Origin of the sequence: Sporolactobacillus terrae DSM 11697 (assembly GCF_000648615.1) — a bacterium.
Lineage (GTDB): Bacteria > Bacillota > Bacilli > Bacillales > Sporolactobacillaceae > Sporolactobacillus > Sporolactobacillus terrae.
The window spans coordinates 64,660-83,894 of sequence record NZ_JFZC01000089.1 but is presented as its reverse complement, the minus strand read 5'-3'; the positions used below and the strand labels follow the sequence as shown (position 1 = coordinate 83,894).

General features: G+C 46.1%; 18 protein-coding genes and 1 other annotated feature. All 18 genes read right to left on the bottom strand.

The genetic code is table 11. The annotated features are described in order from the left end of the window. Positions 1-837 precede the first annotated feature (837 nt). The 18 genes from pyrE to pgeF all read right to left on the bottom strand — a co-directional run bounded on the left by pyrE (position 838) and on the right by pgeF (position 19,213). On the bottom strand, positions 838-1,482 hold the full coding sequence (gene pyrE / locus AA84_RS0115115; RefSeq protein ID WP_028977901.1) for an orotate phosphoribosyltransferase: 645 nt from the start codon (positions 1,480-1,482) through the stop codon (positions 838-840). Next, on the bottom strand, positions 1,464-2,192 hold the full coding sequence (gene pyrF / locus AA84_RS0115110) for an orotidine-5'-phosphate decarboxylase (protein ID WP_028977969.1): 729 nt from the start codon (positions 2,190-2,192) through the stop codon (positions 1,464-1,466). Before pyrF ends, pyrE begins: the two co-directional genes overlap by 19 nt. Further along, positions 2,189-3,097 carry a dihydroorotate dehydrogenase gene (locus AA84_RS0115105; RefSeq protein ID WP_028977900.1) on the bottom strand — a complete coding sequence of 303 codons (909 nt, stop codon included), beginning with the start codon at positions 3,095-3,097 and terminating at the stop codon, positions 2,189-2,191. The genes pyrF and AA84_RS0115105 overlap by 4 nt, the downstream gene beginning before the upstream one ends. Further along, positions 3,094-3,879, bottom strand: coding sequence for a dihydroorotate dehydrogenase electron transfer subunit (locus AA84_RS0115100; protein ID WP_028977899.1), 786 nt, complete (start codon positions 3,877-3,879; stop codon positions 3,094-3,096). The genes AA84_RS0115105 and AA84_RS0115100 overlap by 4 nt, the downstream gene beginning before the upstream one ends. Further along, a complete protein-coding gene (gene carB, locus AA84_RS0115095) occupies positions 3,876-7,115 on the bottom strand; it encodes a carbamoyl-phosphate synthase large subunit (protein ID WP_028977898.1) in 3,240 nt (1,079 codons plus the stop codon). The genes AA84_RS0115100 and carB overlap by 4 nt, the downstream gene beginning before the upstream one ends. After that, positions 7,108-8,199, bottom strand: coding sequence for a glutamine-hydrolyzing carbamoyl-phosphate synthase small subunit (gene carA, locus AA84_RS0115090; RefSeq protein ID WP_028977897.1), 1,092 nt, complete (start codon positions 8,197-8,199; stop codon positions 7,108-7,110). Before carA ends, carB begins: the two co-directional genes overlap by 8 nt. A 54-nt stretch (positions 8,200-8,253) precedes the next feature. Then, positions 8,254-9,177 carry an aspartate carbamoyltransferase catalytic subunit gene (locus AA84_RS18095; RefSeq protein ID WP_037563895.1) on the bottom strand — a complete coding sequence of 308 codons (924 nt, stop codon included), beginning with the start codon at positions 9,175-9,177 and terminating at the stop codon, positions 8,254-8,256. Positions 9,178-9,443: 266 nt separating this feature from the next. Then, positions 9,444-9,983 carry a bifunctional pyr operon transcriptional regulator/uracil phosphoribosyltransferase PyrR gene (pyrR, locus tag AA84_RS0115080; RefSeq protein ID WP_028977896.1) on the bottom strand — a complete coding sequence of 180 codons (540 nt, stop codon included), beginning with the start codon at positions 9,981-9,983 and terminating at the stop codon, positions 9,444-9,446. Positions 9,984-10,226: 243 nt separating this feature from the next. Beyond that, complete coding sequence (locus tag AA84_RS0115070) at positions 10,227-11,147, bottom strand: RluA family pseudouridine synthase (RefSeq protein WP_028977895.1); 921 nt, start codon at positions 11,145-11,147, stop codon at positions 10,227-10,229. Further along, positions 11,144-11,602, bottom strand: a complete 459-nt coding sequence (gene lspA / locus AA84_RS0115065) for a signal peptidase II (RefSeq protein WP_028977894.1) — start codon at positions 11,600-11,602, stop codon at positions 11,144-11,146. Before lspA ends, AA84_RS0115070 begins: the two co-directional genes overlap by 4 nt. A gap of 115 nt (positions 11,603-11,717) precedes the next feature. Then, positions 11,718-12,386, bottom strand: a complete 669-nt coding sequence (locus AA84_RS0115060; protein ID WP_028977893.1) for a TraR/DksA C4-type zinc finger protein — start codon at positions 12,384-12,386, stop codon at positions 11,718-11,720. Positions 12,387-12,502: 116 nt separating this feature from the next. Then, positions 12,503-15,274, bottom strand: a complete 2,772-nt coding sequence (ileS, locus tag AA84_RS0115055; RefSeq protein WP_028977892.1) for an isoleucine--tRNA ligase — start codon at positions 15,272-15,274, stop codon at positions 12,503-12,505. Between the two features lie 60 nt (positions 15,275-15,334). After that, positions 15,335-15,564, bottom strand: a binding site (T-box leader). Positions 15,565-15,633: 69 nt separating this feature from the next. Further along, positions 15,634-16,158, bottom strand: a complete 525-nt coding sequence (locus AA84_RS0115050; RefSeq protein ID WP_028977891.1) for a DivIVA domain-containing protein — start codon at positions 16,156-16,158, stop codon at positions 15,634-15,636. 36 nt (positions 16,159-16,194) lie between these two features. After that, positions 16,195-16,968 (bottom strand): YlmH family RNA-binding protein, encoded by a 774-nt coding sequence (locus tag AA84_RS0115045; RefSeq protein ID WP_028977890.1) that lies wholly within the window; start codon positions 16,966-16,968, stop codon positions 16,195-16,197. 9 nt (positions 16,969-16,977) lie between these two features. Beyond that, positions 16,978-17,241 carry a YggT family protein gene (locus tag AA84_RS0115040; protein WP_028977889.1) on the bottom strand — a complete coding sequence of 88 codons (264 nt, stop codon included), beginning with the start codon at positions 17,239-17,241 and terminating at the stop codon, positions 16,978-16,980. Positions 17,242-17,260: 19 nt separating this feature from the next. Next, positions 17,261-17,686 carry a cell division protein SepF gene (locus AA84_RS0115035; protein WP_028977888.1) on the bottom strand — a complete coding sequence of 142 codons (426 nt, stop codon included), beginning with the start codon at positions 17,684-17,686 and terminating at the stop codon, positions 17,261-17,263. Positions 17,687-17,701: 15 nt separating this feature from the next. Further along, positions 17,702-18,382 carry a YggS family pyridoxal phosphate-dependent enzyme gene (locus tag AA84_RS0115030; RefSeq protein ID WP_028977887.1) on the bottom strand — a complete coding sequence of 227 codons (681 nt, stop codon included), beginning with the start codon at positions 18,380-18,382 and terminating at the stop codon, positions 17,702-17,704. Positions 18,383-18,385: 3 nt separating this feature from the next. Further along, complete coding sequence (gene pgeF / locus AA84_RS0115025; RefSeq protein ID WP_028977886.1) at positions 18,386-19,213, bottom strand: peptidoglycan editing factor PgeF; 828 nt, start codon at positions 19,211-19,213, stop codon at positions 18,386-18,388. Positions 19,214-19,235 lie beyond the last annotated feature (22 nt).

Sequence of the window (19,235 nt, the reverse complement as noted above, 5' to 3'; positions counted from 1 at the left end):
CGATAACAGTAAATCGTCAGTCCGTTAATGAACAAGAAGAGAAGTGTGAAAATAATGGTTGCTGCAAGCATACTGTTAGAAAAATCAATAAACGAATTCAGGCCAACATAATTGTTTAACGAGAAAAAATAAAGGGTGAGCAGGAGAAATAGAATGAGGAGGCGTTTAAATGGTTCACTATCAGTACCTTCCGTTCTTTTTCTTTTATTGTAATCTATTTTTCACGAGGAAAACCCGCATACTTTATCGATAAGTCCGCATATTTTGATGCGCGGTCACGCATCAATCCGCACGTCATTCAAAACCACCCGAGCGAATGGGTGGTTCGCTTACTCCAAATGCGGCTTTGAATCATCAACCTTGTGCTTAAATGGACACTTCGGCTGCGCGTTTGATGCACTGTCTTTTGCCTGATCAGAAATCACATTCTTTCGTTACCTGGAACAGAATCGAGGCGCAAAATAGTGTTCGTCCGTCTTATGAGTCTTTAATTAAATCTGGCGAGAGTAAATAAGCGGAGATTTTCCGGTTATTTGTATCCTGGCACTTGTTTCACAGGTACATAAGGGTAATTTTTCCGCTTATGCACAGAAAAACCCTCCATTTTCACGTTTTTCGATTCGATAAGCGGAATTTTTCCGTCTATTTCTCAGATTGGGCGCTTAACTGATCGCCCAACCGTACAGTACGAACCGGGAATTAGCACCTTATATGACTGATCATCATACCAGCAAGGCACAACCTAAATTTTCTTTCCTTGTAAAAAAAAGTGTCTCAAAGTCAAAAACGGACTTTAGAGACACCTTTTCCTAAATGATTATGTTTCATTAACTTATATTATTTCTTTTGCGTGCGCCAATCTTCTGATGTTGGATCCGCATACCACAGTTTAAGCTGTTCAAGCTGTGCACCGCTGATCTTGCCCTGTTCCTCAGCCAGATGAATCAACGTATCAAAATCGGTAAGTGTATTTAATGCTACGTCCTCATTTTCAAAATTAATGGTTGCTTGCGGTAATTGATATGTAAAAATAGCGGCAACGCCAAGCACTTCTGCTTCCGCTGCTTCAACCGCTTGAACTGCGGTTAATACACTTCCGCCGGTTGAAATCAGATCATCAATGACAACGACTTTCTGTCCCGGATTAATGATTCCTTCGATTTGTTTCTTACGGCCATGTGATTTTGCTGAAGAACGAATATAAGCCATCGGCAGATTCATTTTTTCAGCAATCAGTGCCGCATGCGGGATTCCTGCCGTTGCTGTTCCGGCAATCACTTCTGCATCCGGATAATTCTCTTTAATGAGTGCCACAAATGCATCGATCACATCGCCGCGAACGTCTGGGTAAGCCAGTGTTAATCGATTGTCGCAATAAACCGGGGATTTGATGCCGGATGCCCATGTAAATGGATCGTCCGGACTCAAGACGACAGCGTTTATTTTCAAAAGATCTTGTGCAATTAGTTTATTGTTTTCCATGTTTGGTTCCTCCAATCATCAAGTACCCGCTGATAAGCCTCTGCGGGGTCGGCCGCGGCTGTGATGCTTCTGCCGACAACGATATAGTCGCTTCCAAGGTTTCGTGCCTGCGAAGGTGTCGCGACGCGCTTTTGATCACCTGCATCATCATCGGTCAATCGAATGCCCGGTGTCACCGCGAGAAACTCGGGAGAAGTTTGATTCTTTATCTTTTGTGCTTCCCAAGCCGAGCAGACAACGCCGTCCATTCCGGAAGAATAGGCAAGCGAAGCATACTGAGTGATGACCTCGTCAATCGGTCGTTTAATTAACAACTCATTTTCAAGCATTGTCTGATCGGTGCTCGTCAACTGTGTGACGGCGAGGCAGATCGGACGGCCTGATCGTGCGCCTTCGCCGAGTCCTTCAGCAGCTGCGCGCATCATTTCAGCGCCTCCTGCAGCATGGACATTAATCATATCCGCTCCAAGAAGAGCCAGCCCCTTCATTGCCCGGTAGACCGTATGCGGAATATCATGCAGTTTCAAATCAAGAAAAACCGAATAGCCTTCTGACTTGAGTATACGAACGATGTCCGCACCATTTTGAAGATAAAGTTCCATGCCCACCTTAACATAGCAGCCGGGACGATGGATCTTCTTGAGCATCTGTAACATCTCATCATTCGATGCCACATCCAAAGCAACGATCAGCTTTTTTTCCTCATTCATTTCTTCCAACTCCTTCCAATGAGTTCATTTATATCGGTAACACCCATTGTATTCAGTTTTTCAGGCAGCTCTTTAATAATTTTCGGGCAGACAAAAGGATCGACAAAATTCGCTGTCCCTACTGCGACTGCACTTGCTCCCGCCAGGAAGAATTCAATGACATCATCGGCATTCTGAATGCCACCCATACCGATGATTGGAATCGTCACTTTTTGGCTGACCTCGTAGATCATACGAATCGCGACCGGTTTAATTGCCGGTCCGCTCAATCCTCCGGTTAAGTTAGCGAGCACCGGCTTTTGAGTGTGCAAATCGATGCGCATGCCAAGTAGCGTATTGATCATGGATAATCCATCGGCTCCCGCTGCTTCCACGGCTTTCGCCATCGCGACAATATCTGTAACATTTGGAGAGAGCTTCACATATACCGGTTTCTCCGATACTGCTTTTACTTTATAGGTCAGTTCTGCGGCAACCTCAGGCACCGTTCCAAATTGAATGCCGCCGTGTTTGACGTTTGGACAGGAGATGTTCAGTTCCAACGCATTAACCGCCGGATGCCGCGATATCTTTTTCGCCGTCGCTATATAATCGTCAACTTCGCTGCCGGCAATGTTGGCAAGCACCGGCACCTTTTGTTTTTCCAGTCGAGGAAGCTCATTTTTAATGATCTGATCTGCCCCTGGATTCTGCAAACCGATTGCGTTCAACATCCCACTAGGCGTTTCAGCAACGCGTGGTGTTGAATTGCCGAAACGTGGTTGCAAAGTTGCCGCTTTAATCGTCACCGCGCCCAATTCATTCAAATCATAGAGCGCGCCGTATTCAGCACCAAAGGCAAAGCAGCCGGATGCGGGCATGACCGGATTCTTCAAATCGAGTCCAGGCAAGTGAACTTCTATCATAATTCGACCTCCCTTGCTTTGAAGACCGGGCCATCACAGCAAACGCGCCGGTATCCTTTAGCGTCGTTCGGATCCGTTGTCTGCGTGACGCAGGCCATACATGCACCAATGCCGCAGGCCATGCGCTGTTCGAGTGAAACAAACAGCGGTTTGTCGGTAATTGTTTGTTCTAGAGCACGCAGCATTGGTGTCGGTCCGCATGCATAAGCAATGTCAAATGGAACCGTCTCAAGTAGGTCGGTGACGCGGCCGCATCTCCCGTAGGTTCCGTCTTCAGTCATCACAAACGTTTTGCCCAATTCTTCAAAATTCGTTTGATAAAAAACATCTTTTGCCGAACGAAAGCCGAGCACATGGGTAACCTGGATGCCACGTTTTGCCAATGCTTGAGATAACCCGTAGAGTGGCGGAACACCGACACCCCCGCCGATAATCAGTGCGCGAGCCGGTGCCGGTGCTTCCGAGACAGGAAATCCATGTCCAAGCGGTCCGAGCACATCCACGGTATCGCCAGTTCGCGTATGCGTCAGAAGCTCGGTTCCGGTCCTTAAACCGCCGCTTCGGTAAATCAGTGTCAACGTGCGGCTTTTTACATCGGCCGAACAAATGCTGATCGGCCGCCGCAAAAGCGGTGCTACGGCATCAGTTTTTCCACTGATCCGAACGTGAACAAACTGACCCGGCTCAGTGATCTGCTGAACCATTTGCCCTTGTAGCTTTAATTCAAAAATATGATCCGCTATTTCTTCATGCGCCATAACACGCATGTCTTCCTGTATCATTCGCCGACACCCGCTTTTTGTTCGATTCTCTTCGATGCCGTATGGTCTTCCATCTGCGGCATACACTCGGTTTGAAACGCGAGCGATTCAAGAACCGTCAGCAGAGCCTCGGTTGTATCCAGCGACGTAAGACAAACCACACCGTTTTCAACAGACTCGCGCCGGATTCGGAATCCGTCCCGCGCCGGACGCGAGCCGCGCGTCAAGGTGTTCACGACAAATTGCGCACCGCCATGGCGGATGACGTCCAGCAGATTCGGCGCTTCCCCGCCAATTTTATTGACAGCGGTCACCGGTAGATGCCGTTCAGAAATCAGAGCAGCGGTGCCTTCCGTTGCCAAGATGTTGTAACCAATATCATAGAAGCGTTTAACCAACGCCAACGCTTCTTCTTTATCTTTGTCGGCAATCGTAAACAACACCGATCCATGCGACGGAATCGTCATTCCGCTGGCCAGCAATCCTTTGTACAATGCTTTTTCGAGAGTTACGTCCTGACCCATTACTTCACCGGTTGACTTCATTTCAGGACCGAGCGTCACATCAACCCTGCGCAATTTTGCAAAAGAGAATACCGGTACTTTTACAAACACGCCCCGCTGCGGTTGCGGATGAATCCCCGTCTTATAGCCAAGCGACTTCAGCGTTTCGCCGAGAATCAGTTTGGTCGCCACCTTGGCCATTGGTACTCCGGTAATTTTGCTTAAGAATGGGACGGTACGGCTGGCACGCGGATTCACTTCAATGACATACACATGCGCTTTGTGAATGACAAACTGTATGTTCAGCATACCGACAACCTTTAAGCCGCGTGCGATTTTAATCGCTGTATCGATGACTTCTTGCTTCACAGCCTCACTCAATGTTTGCGTCGGATAAACGGCAATCGAGTCTCCGGAGTGTACACCGGCACGTTCGATATGTTCCATGATGCCGGGGATATAGACGTTCTCACCATCCGACAATGCATCAAGCTCTATTTCTGTGCCAACAAGATAGCGGTCAACCAGTACCGGATGATCCGGATTTATCAAAACGGCATGATCCATATAATGCTTAAGCGAGGTTTCGTTATAAACGATTTCCATCGCGCGGCCACCCAGCACATAAGAAGGACGCACCAGTACCGGGTAGTCGAGCTTATTAGCGATTTTTACCGCTTCTTCTGTGGAAAATGCCGTATCTCCGGCAGGATGATCGACATTCAGCTTAAGCAGTAATTGTTCAAATCGATCACGGTCTTCAGCCTGATCCATCGCATCTAAGGTCGTTCCAAGAATCTTTACACCATTGGCTGCTAAACCTGATGCAAGATTGATGGCCGTCTGGCCGCCGAATTGGACAACGACGCCCTTCGGTTTTTCCAAATCGATCACGTTCATGACATCTTCAAGGGTCAGTGGTTCAACGTACAGTTTATCGGAAACACTGAAGTCGGTCGAAACGGTTTCCGGATTGTTGTTGATCATAATTGCTTCGTAGCCTTGTTCTTTAATTGCCCAGACCGCATGCACCGTCGCGTAATCAAACTCGACTCCTTGCCCAATCCGAATCGGTCCCGAGCCGAGCACAATCACACTTTCCCTTTTCGAAACAAGCGATTCGTTTTCATCTTCGTAGCTGCTGTAATAATAAGGGGTTTCCGACTCAAATTCGCCGGCACAAGTATCCACCATCTTGTATACAGGAATAATGCGGTGTTCTTTACGCCACTTTGTAATCGCTGTTTCCGTTGCTTTCCAGCACTGAGCGATTTTCCAATCGGAAAAACCGTGTTCTTTTGCCAGACGCAGCACTCGTTCATCATAAGGAGCTTCTTTAAGCTGCCCTTCAAGCGCGACGATGTTGGCGATTTTGCTGAGGAAGAAGCGATCAATATGCGTGCATGCCCAAATTTCTTCAATATCGGCACCGCGCCTCAATGCTTCTGCAATGAGAAACAGTCTGCGATCATCTTTTTTCTTGATGATATTGAACAAGTCTTCCATGCTCATTTCGTCGGTTTCTTTCAGTTCCAGATGTAGCGTACCGTTTTCAAGTGAACGGACCGCTTTTAAAATCGATTCTTCAAAGTTGCGCCCCATGGCAAGCACTTCACCGGTCGCTTTCATCTGTGTACCGAGGGTTCGTTTTGCATCATCAAATTTATCAAATGGCCAACGCGGAATTTTGGTCACAACATAATCCAAGGTTGGTTCGAAGCTCGCATAGGTCGTTCCGGTCACCGCATTCTTGATTTCGTCGAGATGATAGCCGGCGGCAATTTTTGCTGCGACTTTGGCGATCGGGTACCCTGTCGCTTTAGAAGCGAGTGCCGAAGAACGGCTGACGCGTGGATTGACTTCAATAATGTAATAGCGGTCGCTGCTGGGATCTTGAGCAAGCTGTACATTGCACCCGCCTTCGATTTTCAAAGCACGCACAATCTTTAGCGATACACTTCTTAAGTGCTGCAAATCGCGATCGCTCAATGTCTGGCAAGGCGCAGTAACGATCGAATCCCCCGTATGAATCCCTACAGGATCAATATTTTCCATGTGGCAGACGGCTATTGCGCCGTCATTTGCATCCCGCATCACTTCAAATTCGATTTCTTTGTAACCGGCAATGCTCTTCTCAATTAAGACTTGATGAACCGGGCTCAGCTTTAATCCATTTTCTGCAATCGTATTGAGTTCTTCATCGGTTGTCGCAATTCCGCCGCCTGTACCGCCTAGTGTAAATGCCGGGCGGATGATCACCGGAAGCTTCACCTTCTCAACGAAAGTCCGTGCTTCTTCAAGGCTCGTAACAATCTCACTTGGCGGAACCGGTTCACCAAGCGCAATCATCAGATTGCGGAATTTCTCGCGATCCTCCGCCTGTTCGATGCTTTCGAGATTGGTACCAAGCAGTTGGACATGCAGTTCATCTAGGATACCGGTTTGATGCAGCTGAACGGCAAGATTTAATCCGGTTTGGCCGCCTAATGTGGCTAGCAGTCCATCCGGGTGTTCTTTCCGAATAATTTTACTTACAAATTCAACCGTCAGCGGTTCAATGTAGACACGGTCAGCGATGTCAGTATCCGTCATAATCGTCGCTGGATTCGAATTGACGAGAACAACTTCAAAGCCTTCTTCTCTTAATGATTGACACGCTTGTGTTCCTGAATAATCAAATTCTGCAGCTTGTCCGATGATAATCGGCCCGGACCCAATGACCAGTACTTTTTTTATATCTGTACGCTTAGGCAAGCGAAGCACCCTCTTTCTTGTTCGATTCGATCATGCTGAGAAATTCATCAAATAGGTCTTGGCTGTCGTCCGGCCCTGGCGATGCTTCTGGATGGTACTGGACGCTGAATGCCGGATATTTTGTGTGGCGAAGTCCTTCAATCGTACCGTCATTGATGGCGCGATGGGTAATTTCCAAATCAGTGCCGACAAGAGATTCAGGTTCTACGGTGAATCCGTGATTTTGTGAGGTGATCACAAATTTTCCAGATCGAAGATTCTTAACCGGATGATTGACACCGCGATGTCCAAAACGCATTTTCACTGTGTTTGCACCCGAGGCTAGTGCAAACAGCTGATGACCGAGACAGATTCCAAAAAGCGGGACTTTCCCGAGTAGTTCATGAACAGTATCAATCGCTTCGGGAACTTCCTTAGGATCTCCAGGTCCGTTGCTTAAAAGCACACCGTCAGGATTTAACTTAAGAATATCGTGAGCTGAGGTTTGATAAGGAACAATGACCACATCAAGATTACGCTTGATACACTCGCGAAGGATCCCTTGTTTTGCGCCAAAATCAACGAGAACGACCCGTGCACCTGACCCAGGTGCCACGTATGCTGATTTTGTTGATACACGACTGATTTGATCGGTCGGGAGCGGCCATTTTTTCAATTGTTCTGCTACGGCTGACGGATCTGCATCCGCAGAGACAATTTTTCCGCGTAATGTACCATGCTCGCGAATGATCTTGGTTAATTTTCTTGTATCAATTCCCTCAATGCCTGGAACATCATACTCATCCAGCCACTCGCTCAATGATTTTTCCTTTTGCCAATGAGAAGGCGTCTTTGATACTTCCTTTACAATAAGCCCTGAGATGCTTGGTCGTGCTGATTCGTTATCTGAGCGATTAATCCCGTAGTTGCCGATGAGCGGATAGGTCATGGTCACAATCTGACCACAGTAAGACGGATCAGTAATTAATTCCTGATAACCGGTCATTCCTGTATTAAAGACGACTTCGCCTTTCATTTCAGAGCTGCTTCCAAATCCTTCACCGATAAATGATGCACCATTTTCCAAAACCAACTGTCTTTTCAATGAATTGTACTCCTTTCGAATAACGAACTCAGAGGTCTTTGTTTCAATGACCACTTAAAGCATTTCAGGGACGCGTTCAGCATGCCGTGAAGTAGCAGTGCTGTTGAGCGTCCACTCTAACGCAGCCATACGCGCGGATACACCGTTTCGAATCTGCTTAAAGTATCGGGAGCGGCTGCATTCAACCAGTGCATCATCCATCTCTACGCCACGGTTGATCGGTCCCGGATGCATAATAATACTGTCCGGTTTCATTCGCAGTGCACGGTCTTGCGTGAGTCCGTAACGCGCGTGGTATTGTTCTTTGCTCATCTTCATGGTGTGTTGGTGACGCTCGTGTTGTATACGAAGCATGATCACCGCATCAGCTTCCTCAACCGCTTGATCGACCGTCACATAGGTTCCGGGCAGCGCAGAATTGCTCCATTCTTTTGGGCCGGAAAGCAGGACGCGGCAGCCGAAGCGTTGCAGCACCTCGGCATCAGCATTTGCAACTCTGCTGTAGCGCAGGTCACCAATGATCGCGACTGTCCGTCCTTTTAAGTGAGTGAACGCTTCGCGCAGAGTCAGTAAATCCAGCAAGGCTTGAGTCGGATGATTTCCTGTACCGTCTCCAGCATTTAGAATCGGAATATTAATCGTTCTAAGCTGCTCGTAGTATGCCTCCTGCTGATGGCGAATGACTACGGCTTTTGCACCGAGTGATTCCATCGTCCGAACCGTGTCGTAAAGGCTCTCGCCTTTTTGTGCACTTGACGTTTTACTGCTGAAATTAAGGACTTGGAAGCCAAGACGTCGTTCAGCCGTTTCAAAGCTGAAGCGCGTACGCGTACTCGGTTCGTAAAACAGATTAGCAACTAATGTATGGTTTGGTTCAAGCCATCCTTCATCACTCATGGCATTGATTTGCTCTGCACGGTCCAATAGTGAATGGATTTCTTCTACCGATAGATCATTCAAGCGAAGTAAATGAGCCATTTGAAAATCCCCCTCTAAGCGTTATTCTGCTTCTTAACACATGCAACCATGTGCCGTTTTCCCCTATAAAGAAACCTCGGCGAAGCCTCAGTTGCCCTTATACTGTAATCCATAGCCTTTTCCTTTCTTATCGTACAAAAAAACCTCTTTGTCATTTTTCGACAAAGAGGTTTTGCAAATAAGCCGTATCGTTCGCTCAAGCCACTCTTTGTCAGTCTCACGGGACTGCCTTTTAAAAGGTGTTCGATGTGCTTCCATGGATCTCTTTATTCATTTTTTGATTCAATCGTAACCTTATCACTGCCATCCACTTCACTGAGTTGAACCGCAATTGCTTCTTCTTTGGAGGTCGGAACATTCTTACCTATATAATCGGGCCGGATCGGCAATTCGCGATGCCCTCGATCAATCAGTACAGCCAGCTGGATACGTTGTGGTCTTCCCACATCCATCAGAGCATCCATAGCGGCGCGGATTGTCCGCCCTGTAAACAGGACATCATCGACAAGAATCACTGTTTTCGATTCAATGGACATTGGCAGAATGCTGCCAAGCAATGTAGGGTCTAGCATTTTATCCTTAAGGTCATCTCGATAATTCGTGATGTCCAGTTCGCCGACGGCAACTTCTTTTTTTTCAATCGATTTAATTCGTGCAGCGAGCCGATTCGCCAGGTAGATGCCACGCGTTTTAATCCCGACTAGCACAACGGAATCGACACCCTCATTACGCTCAATCACTTCATGCGCAAGCCGTGTCAGCGCTCGGCTTATTGCCTTTTCATCTAAAATTTCTTTTGCATCCACGAATCGTCACCTGCCAATTGTTTGCGATTTCTTAGCGGATCACTTTTCCATTTTTTGCCTCTGACAGCATAAAAAAAGTCTTGCTGTTTCGAGCAAGAGACCGCAGTGTTGTCAATCATTGACAAACATCACCTTTCTTAGTCTCTCTGGACTAAATTTAAAAGGAATTCATTCAATTCATTTAGGCTACGAATAGTATCGCAAAACCGCTACAATTTGTCAACGTAAAAAATAATTCTTTTTCTATGAATAACGCCCGCTGCGCAACTCTTCCAACAAACGCGCCATATCGTCCGGAAGCGCTGCGCAAAAGCGCATCTGTTGGCGGGTCACCGGATGGATAAAACCAAGTTCTGCTGCGTGTAGTGCTTGACCGTTGATCGGCAGCGTTTTTCGCGGTCCGTACTTCGGATCTCCTGCAAGCGGGTGACCGATATAGGCCATATGAACGCGAATCTGGTGTGTGCGGCCCGTTTCAAGCCTACACGCAACAAATGTATAATTCGAAAATCGTTCAAGAACTTTAAAATGGGTCACTGCATGTTTACTGTTCTTCTCAGTGACCGCCATTTTTTTTCGATCTTTTTCCGAGCGGCCAATCGGAGCATCAATGATTCCTTCGTCATGAGGAAGATTTCCGTGAACGATCGCCAGATATTTGCGTTTTGTTGACTTATCTTTCAGCTGTTTCGCTAGCGAGCGATGGGCTTGATCCGTTTTAGCGACCATCAACAGACCCGAGGTTTCCCGATCGATTCGATGAACAATCCCCGGACGCAAGATTCCATTAATCCCAGAAAGATCCTGGCAATGTGCAAGTAAAGCATTGACAAGCGTGCCGCTCATATGTCCCGGCGCCGGGTGAACCACCATTCCTCTCGGCTTATTGACCACAATCACTGACCCATCCTCAAAAACAATGTCGAGCGGAATCTGCTCAGGTGCGACATCCAAGGGTTCAGGCTCTGGCAGGTGGATTAAGACTTGATCACTAAAACGCAGCTTATAACTGGTTTTTACTTGTGAACCATTCACGCGAATGTCACCATTCTTAATTAATTGCTGGATCCGATTTCTCGATTCTGAGGCAAGCTTCCCGCTCAGCCAACGGTCAATTCGTTTCCCTTCATCTTCGACTGTAATGGTGTTAGTCATCGCCTTCATTGACGCTCCTTCTTTCCATCAAGGAAAAGATAGATGATCAGTAGGATCACCCCAAGAAACAACGCGGAGTCTGCGAGGTTAAACACAGGAAAGTTATAACGGATCAGATAAAAATGAAGAAAGTCGACAACTTCACCGCGGAAGAGTCGATCGACGAAATTGCCAAGTGTCCCACCAATGATCAAGCCTAATGAAGTACCCAAAAGTGGTTGTTTTCTGCCAAGTTTCTGCATGTAATAAGTGACAATGATTAAAACAACCGCGGTGATGATGAAAAAGAACACAAATTGACCTTCTAAAATACTCCAGGCAGCACCATTATTGCGTATCGAAGTCAAATAAAAAAAATTGGGAATCATCGTGATACTTTGACCCAGAGCCATATTATGTACAACCAACCCTTTTGAACATTGGTCAATAATCAAAATAATAAGCGCAAGTGCATAATAAACCATTAATGAATTCCTCCATTGCGTGAAAGTATGCGTTAATCCAATTTATTTTAGCATAATTATCACTAAAGAGATATGTACACAGCGGGCTTGGAAGCTGCCCGCTGTACAGAGCACACTAATCGTTGTCTTCATTCTCCGCAGCCCAATGGTCATAATGATGATTTTTCAGAACCGTTATTTCATCATCACCCGAAAATCCGCCGATATCTGTTGCGGCGAATGCTTCAAATTCTTCGACAAAACCGATCCCTTCTTCATCATCACTGTATGGTGCGTCTTCAAAAACGCCTTCTTGATCGTTGAATTGTGCAACAAGATCAAATGCATTTTCTTCATTAAAACGGTTGCTCTGAAAATCGTTCACATCTTGTTTTTCCAAATCTGCAATGACCGATTCCTCCACGGGACGAAGCCGATTATGATGTGTACGGTCTGAATGACTGACCTGTGTACGTGCGGTTGGGAAAGCATTTAATCGTGCACGGGGAATTCTTTCGCCGGTTTTCTCATCGTACCCATAGATACCCTTCTCGATTTTTTTCAGTGCATGATTGATCTCTTCCAGTTCATTCCGTTCCATTTTGTGAAATGCCAGATCCTTTTCCCGGTCATAGAGCTGCGTTGCCGACTCTGCCGGATGATTGTCGTACTGTGACAGTTCTCCAGAAGCGATATCCGAAACCGATCCGAGTTCAGCGGCTGTCTCCTGATCACTGTGCAGTTTGTGCTCCAGTTCGGATTTGCGTTTCATAAGTCTTTTTCTGATTCTTCGATAGCCAAACATCACTATAAAAAATCCCCCTTTTTCACCCGCGCACATCAATTAGTGTGGAGTAAAGGAGGATTTTTAGCCCGCGTATTTTTTAGATGTTTTGGGAAACATTTACTTAATCATTACATTTAGTCAAGCGATACGCCGGGGTAATCATGTTGTACCGTTTCTGCACAATGTGCACACAAAGTCGGATGTTCAGGATCCTCTCCGACACTCGGCAATACAGCCCAGCAGCGTTCGCATTTTTGTCCTTCTGCTACTGAAACCAAAACAGCAAGACGATCGTACTGATCTGCAGATTCAGGAGCACCCTCACAATCCTTAACCAATACTTGAGAAACGATCAGCAATTTGTCTAGATCCTCAATGTTTTTAAGAAAAGCTGTTTCCGGTTTCGCATAAAGGGTTACTGAAGCCTCCAGAGACTTGCCGATTTGTTTAGCATCACGCGCTTTTTCCAGTGATTTAAACACATCATCGCGTACAGCAAGTAATGCTGTCCATTTCTTTTCCAGTGCTTCTGCATCGGCAATTGGTTCTTTTTCCGGCATATCCGTCAGTTGAACATATTTGGAGGCATTCAACGCATCCGGGATATGTTGCCAAATTTCCTCAGCAGTATGTGGGATAATCGGCGAAAGAAGCTTTGTCATCGCAACAACGGTTTTATAAAGAACGGTTTGTGCTGAACGGCGTACCAGCGAATCCTTAGGCTGAACATAAAGCGCGTCCTTCGCGATATCCATGTAAAAAGCACTGAGATCAAGCGAACAGTAGTTCTGCAATGCTTTATACACATTCAGGAATTGATAGTCATTGTAATTGTTCAGGCATGTATCAATAAAATGATTCAATTTCACGAGCATATATTGCTCCAGTTCCGGCATATCTTGTGTTGAAACGATTTTGTCAACGGTAAAATCATTCAGGTTTCCGAGCATGAAACGAACGGTATTTCGAATCTTCCGGTAAACTTCTGCAACCTGACCAAGAATTTCATTGGACACGCGCGCATCCGCCTGATAGTCAACGGAAGCAACCCATAGTCGGATGATGTCGGCGCCATACTGCTGCATCACTTTCATCGGGTCGATGACGTTGCCCACCGATTTGCTCATTTTAAGTCCTTTGCCGTCAAGCGTAAATCCATGACTCAGCACTTGTTTGTAGGGTGCATGGCCGGTGACCGCTACCGAAGTCGCAAGCGATGAGTTAAACCAGCCGCGGTACTGGTCGGATCCTTCGAGATATAGATCTGCCGGGCGCCGCAGACCTTCGCGAGTTGTCAGAACGCCTTGGTGCGAGGAACCTGAATCGAACCAAACATCCATAATATCCGTTTCTTTCTTGAAGATACCGTTCGGACTATGTTCTGAAGTAAATCCTTCCGGAAGCAAATCTTTGACATCCCATTTAAACCAGACATTCGAACCGTGTTCACGGAACAAGTCCGCCACATGCTGGATGGTTTGATCAGTGATGATCGCTTCTCCGTCTTCTCCATAAAATACCGGAATCGGAACGCCCCAAGCGCGCTGGCGAGAGATGCACCAGTCTTCGCGATCCTTGATCATGTTCGTCATCCGGACATCGCCCCATGACGGGATCCAATGAACTTCATGAATTGCACTGAGAATATCATCTCGGAATGCTTTGATCGAAGCGAACCATTGTTCCGTCGCTCGCCAAATCACCGGCTTTTTTGTTCTCCAGTCATGCGGATAGGAGTGGGTAAACGTGCCGACTTTCAACAATGCGCCGACTTGTTTTAGTTTTTCGATGACCGGTTCGTTGGTTTTCTCATAGAACAGCCCTTCGAAACCAGGCGCTTCATCAGTCATGCAACCGTGATCATCAACCGGGCACAAAATATCCAATCCATACTTTTTGCCGACGTAGAAGTCGTCGGCACCAAAACCAGGTGCGGTGTGCACACATCCGGTACCGGCATCCAATGTGACATGATCGCCAAGAATCATCAGTGATGGGCGATCATAGAACGGGTGTCGGCATACGACGTGTTCCAATGCTTTGCCGTTCACCGTTCGAAGTACTTTTGGCTCATTCCACTCAAAGGTTTTCGTCAATGTCTCCACAAGCTCGGAAGCGACCACAAATTTGCGATCCTCAACTTGAACAACGCTGTATTCAAATTTCGGATTGACAGCAATGGCTAAGTTCGATGGCATCGTCCAAGGCGTTGTTGTCCAGATGATGACTTCCTCATCATTATTTAAAACACCTTTACCATCCGTGACATGAAACGTAACATAGATCGAGTATGATTTAACATCCTTATATTCGATTTCTGCTTCAGCAAGTGCGGATTCAGAAGAAGGCGACCAATAAACCGTTTTCTTATCTTTATAGATATATCCATTTTTCGCCATTTCTCCAAAGACCTTGATCTGTTCCGCTTCAAATGCTTTATGAAGTGTCAGATAAGGATGTTCCCAATCCCCGCGAACACCCAGTCTTTTAAATTGCTTCTTTTGCTGTTCAACTTGACCCAAAGCATATTCTTTACATTTTTCACGAAGATCAGCAACGGACATTTTCTTTCGATCAATACCTTTTTTCGCCAATTGCTGCTCGATTGGAAGTCCATGTGTATCCCAGCCGGGAACATAATAAGTTTGATAACCGCTCATCGATTTGAATCGGTTAATGATGTCCTTGAGTACTTTGTTTTCAGCATGACCAATATGGATATTTCCGTTTGCATACGGAGGGCCATCATGGAGAATAAACGTTGGTTTGCCTTCGTTTACTTTTAATGATTGTTCATAGATATGTTCTTGATCCCATTGTTCTTGCATTTTGGGTTCTTTCATCGGAAGACCGCCGCGCATTTTAAATTTTGTTTTCGGCATCAATAATGTCTTCTTGTAATCCATAGAAATACGCCTCCAGCTTTCTGTTATCTATTTTTTACTATATAAAAAATCCTTCCATCCCAAAGGGACGGAAGGACCGCGGTACCACCCTAATAGCAGAGCAAAGAATAGTCTGCCACTCATGATTATCTTAACGCGAATCAACGTCAAGTACTACTCGATCTCACTCAAGATCGTTCATACCCGAACTCAAGGGTGATCTTCCTTGCTGCCGTCCACACCGGGCTTACACCTTCCCCCGGCTCGCTGAGTGGCCATGCAACAAGTACTCTCCCTCTCACAGATTTATTATCCTTTTCATTCCATGTTGCTCATAAAAAATGGATTTAAGCACAGTATATGCAATTCGTCGTGCTGCGTCAAGCCTGCGTTTGAATCATTCCGCTGCCTTCTGCTTCATTGTTTGCGTCTTCATCGTCTGATTTAATGCTCATGCTTTTCCAATCATCACTTTTCAGCAGTTCTAATTGCGCTTCAATAAGCATCTGGAAGCGTGTTCGGTAGACATTGGCTTCCTTCTTCAATTCCTCAATATTCAGTGTCACTTTACGTGATTTCTCAAGTGCCTCATTGATGATCCGATCAGCATTTTTTTTCGCTTCCATCACGATCAGCTTTGCTTCTTTGTTTGCGTTTTGCTTGACTTCTTCTGCCGTTTCCTGAGCAACGAGAATACTCTTATTCAACGTTGTCTCAATGTTGGAAAAGTGGCTCAGTTTTTCACTTGTATTTTTGACTTCCTGCTCGAGATCCTTCTTTTCACGGATCAGCGCTTCGTAATCCTTGATGATTTGATCAAGAAAATCATTAACTTCATCTTCATCATAGCCGCGAAAACCGCGTGTAAACGTTTTGTTATGAATATCCAAGGGTGTCAATGGCATCCTGGCCACCTCCGTATCAATTTACAAATAATTCGTTTAGTTTAGTCTACCATATTGTAACCGAATTTTGTTCTTCTTTGTCAAACCTCCGCAAGATATAATTTTACTTCGCCCATGTCCCCTGAGCGAGATCACATCGCCCTCACAAATATCAAAATTACGTTTTTCAACAATTTCCCAGTTTACTTTTGCCCAGCCGCGCGCAATCGCTTCGGACGCTTTCGCTCTTGGCAAATGATAGATTTCAGAGAGCAGCGTGTCCAGTCTTAACGAAGATACGGTCCCCTCTGAATAAGTCCAAGCATCGTCGGTATGTAACAAACTTTTTTGGGAAATTGATCGGCATGAAACGCTCATCCTCCCAACGGATGTAAGGTGAAGCATAAAATAGGGTTCCAGTTCTTTAACACAAATAAATTGCGCCTGTCCGTCTCCAATCAAAAGATCGCCGATTTTGTTTCTGGAGATACCCGAACCTAAGAGTGCGCCAAGCAATTCAGGGTGAGCAATTGAGCCAAATTTAGCAGGATAACGAACGTCCAGGTAAGCAAGCTGAAAGGGATCTGTATCCGGTTCAACATAAGGCGGAAGTAACAAAGCACGTGCACGCTCCGCATGTCCATATCCTCCGAAAAAAGACAAATGAACAGCATCGTTTTTGCCAATTAAAGACTTCAATATTGTCTGCTGTCTTGGATCCATAAAGTCGGTTAATCTCGGAATATATCGCTGTGACACCTGGTCGATCAAATCAAGGAAATGATCGATCAGTGCACGTTCTTCGGGACGAAAATGTTCATAAACAGACATAGAACGGCCTCATCCGAAAAGATACGCCAAATAAAAGATTCCGCGCGTTGCAAGCTTTAATATAAGGAACGCAATAATTGGCGACAGGTCAATGACACCGCCGATTGGCGGTATGATGCGCCTAAACGGCTCAAGAAACGGCTCGCATACTCTGGCAAACAATCTGCCGATCGACGAATCCTGAACACTCGGGACCCAAGACATTAAAATGTAAATAATTAAAATCCAAGAATAGATATTAATAACTTGTGCAAGAAAAGCTGCTATGATCAAACGATTCACCTCAATGGTATTAGTGTTCCGGCCAGTTGCTGATCATGCCGGATATATCAACCTGTTCCGGAGCAAAAAGAAATGTATTCTTTCCAATTTTGCGAATCTGTCCATTCAGAGCGAAGGCCGTTCCCCCGATGAAATCCAAGATACGCTGCCCTTGATCTTTACTGGTTCCTTGAAGGTTGCAAATGACCGTTTGTTTGCTTTTCAAGTAAGCAACAATCTCTTCAACCTCTTCAAAACGCTTCGGTTCAACAAGCACGACCTTGGTTTGCTGATGGACGTTCTGTATCGCAACAATTTTTCCGTTTTTTTCCACAGAGCGCTGATTTTGAACCGGTTTTTCCTTTTCTTTATCAACAGTTGCTGCTGCAAAGTCTTCTGAGCTGTCCACGGTTTCCTCAAGATCAAAGAATTGTTTCAATTTCCCTTTCAGACCCATGCTGCTCTTCTCCTTTCATGCGTTTCCCACCAATGCCGTGCCAATTCTGATAAATGTTGCCCCTTCTTCAACAGCGATCTCATAATCATGCGACATACCCATGGACAGTTCCGAACACGGTGCATAACTAATCTTTCGGTCGCGAATCTGATCACGCAGCTCACGCAGTCGACGAAAAACATGGCGGATCACATCGATATCTTCTGTATTTGGTGCCATGGTCATTAACCCAATCACGCGCAGATGTTCAAACTGCGCCAATGCATCAATAAAAGTATCCAACTGGTCTTCCGTAAGGCCATGTTTCGACGCTTCGCCGGAAACATTTACTTCGACAAAACAATTCAGGATTCCTTCCTCAATCCGTTTGTTTAACTCATTCGCTAATTTTAATCGATCTAAAGCATGAAAATAATCGATCTTCCCCACAATATCTTTCACTTTACGCGTCTGCAGGGTGCCGATCAAATGCCAAATGATGCGATCGTCCTGAAGGATCGTTTGTTTCTCAAGCAGCCCTTCCTTACGATTTTCTGCAAGGTGATAAATGCCGCAATCAACCGCTTCTTGTGCTCGTTCTAGCGACACATATTTTGTGACTGCGATAAGCGTAACATCCTCTGTACTGCGCCCTGATCGTTCGCAAGCACGGGCAACCGCCGTTTGTATGTTTCTTAAGTTATCTGCAACTCTCACGACTCAATGCTCCTTCTTCTTCATTCCGACATACCCCATCATGCGACCTGTTTTTCCAAGATCATGCCGATAAGAGAAAAATAAGTTTGGATGGGCGTATGTGCTGTATTCGGTCATCTGAATCTGCCGCTCAGGGATTCCGCTCTCAGCAAGTATGGAACGGTTGAGCAATTTGAGATTCAGCAAATAATGGCCATTGCCGCAATTACGAACAGAAGGTGTCCAAAGGGATTTTCTGAGTTTCTTTACCTTATCAATCACCTGCTGATCAACCTCGTAGTCAGAGCCGATCGAAGGACCGATCACAACATGAAGTGCATCAGGTTTTATGGATACCGCGCGGCAGATTTGCTCAATCATTTGGCCGGCAGCGCCGGCTACTGTACCGCGCCAACCTGCGTGCATGATGCCGACAACATCCGGATCTTTCGCATAGTAAAAGATTGGAACACAGTCCGCAAAACATAAAGCAAGCAACAGATCCGGCTCGGTTGTAAACAAACCGTCCACTCCGGGAATGACCGTGTCGAGGGATTGTGCCCCTGATCCGGCCGATGTCGCATCGACCTGAGCAATTTCAATCCCATGAACCTGCTCAGCACATACCCACTGCTCAAGTGGAAAGCCGGTTTTTCCAGCAATAATGCGGCGATTCGCAACAACATGTTCCGGATGATCGCCGACATGAAGCCCTAAATTCATTGAGTGAAACGCGCCTTGACTCGTCCCACCGGAGCGCAGCGTAAAACCCGCATAAAGCGCATGGCTTTTGGACACGACCGTCTTTAAACAAAGCAATGGATCTTTTTGAAAAGAAAAGGGTTCACTCACGATTTGCCATCCTCTCTCATTC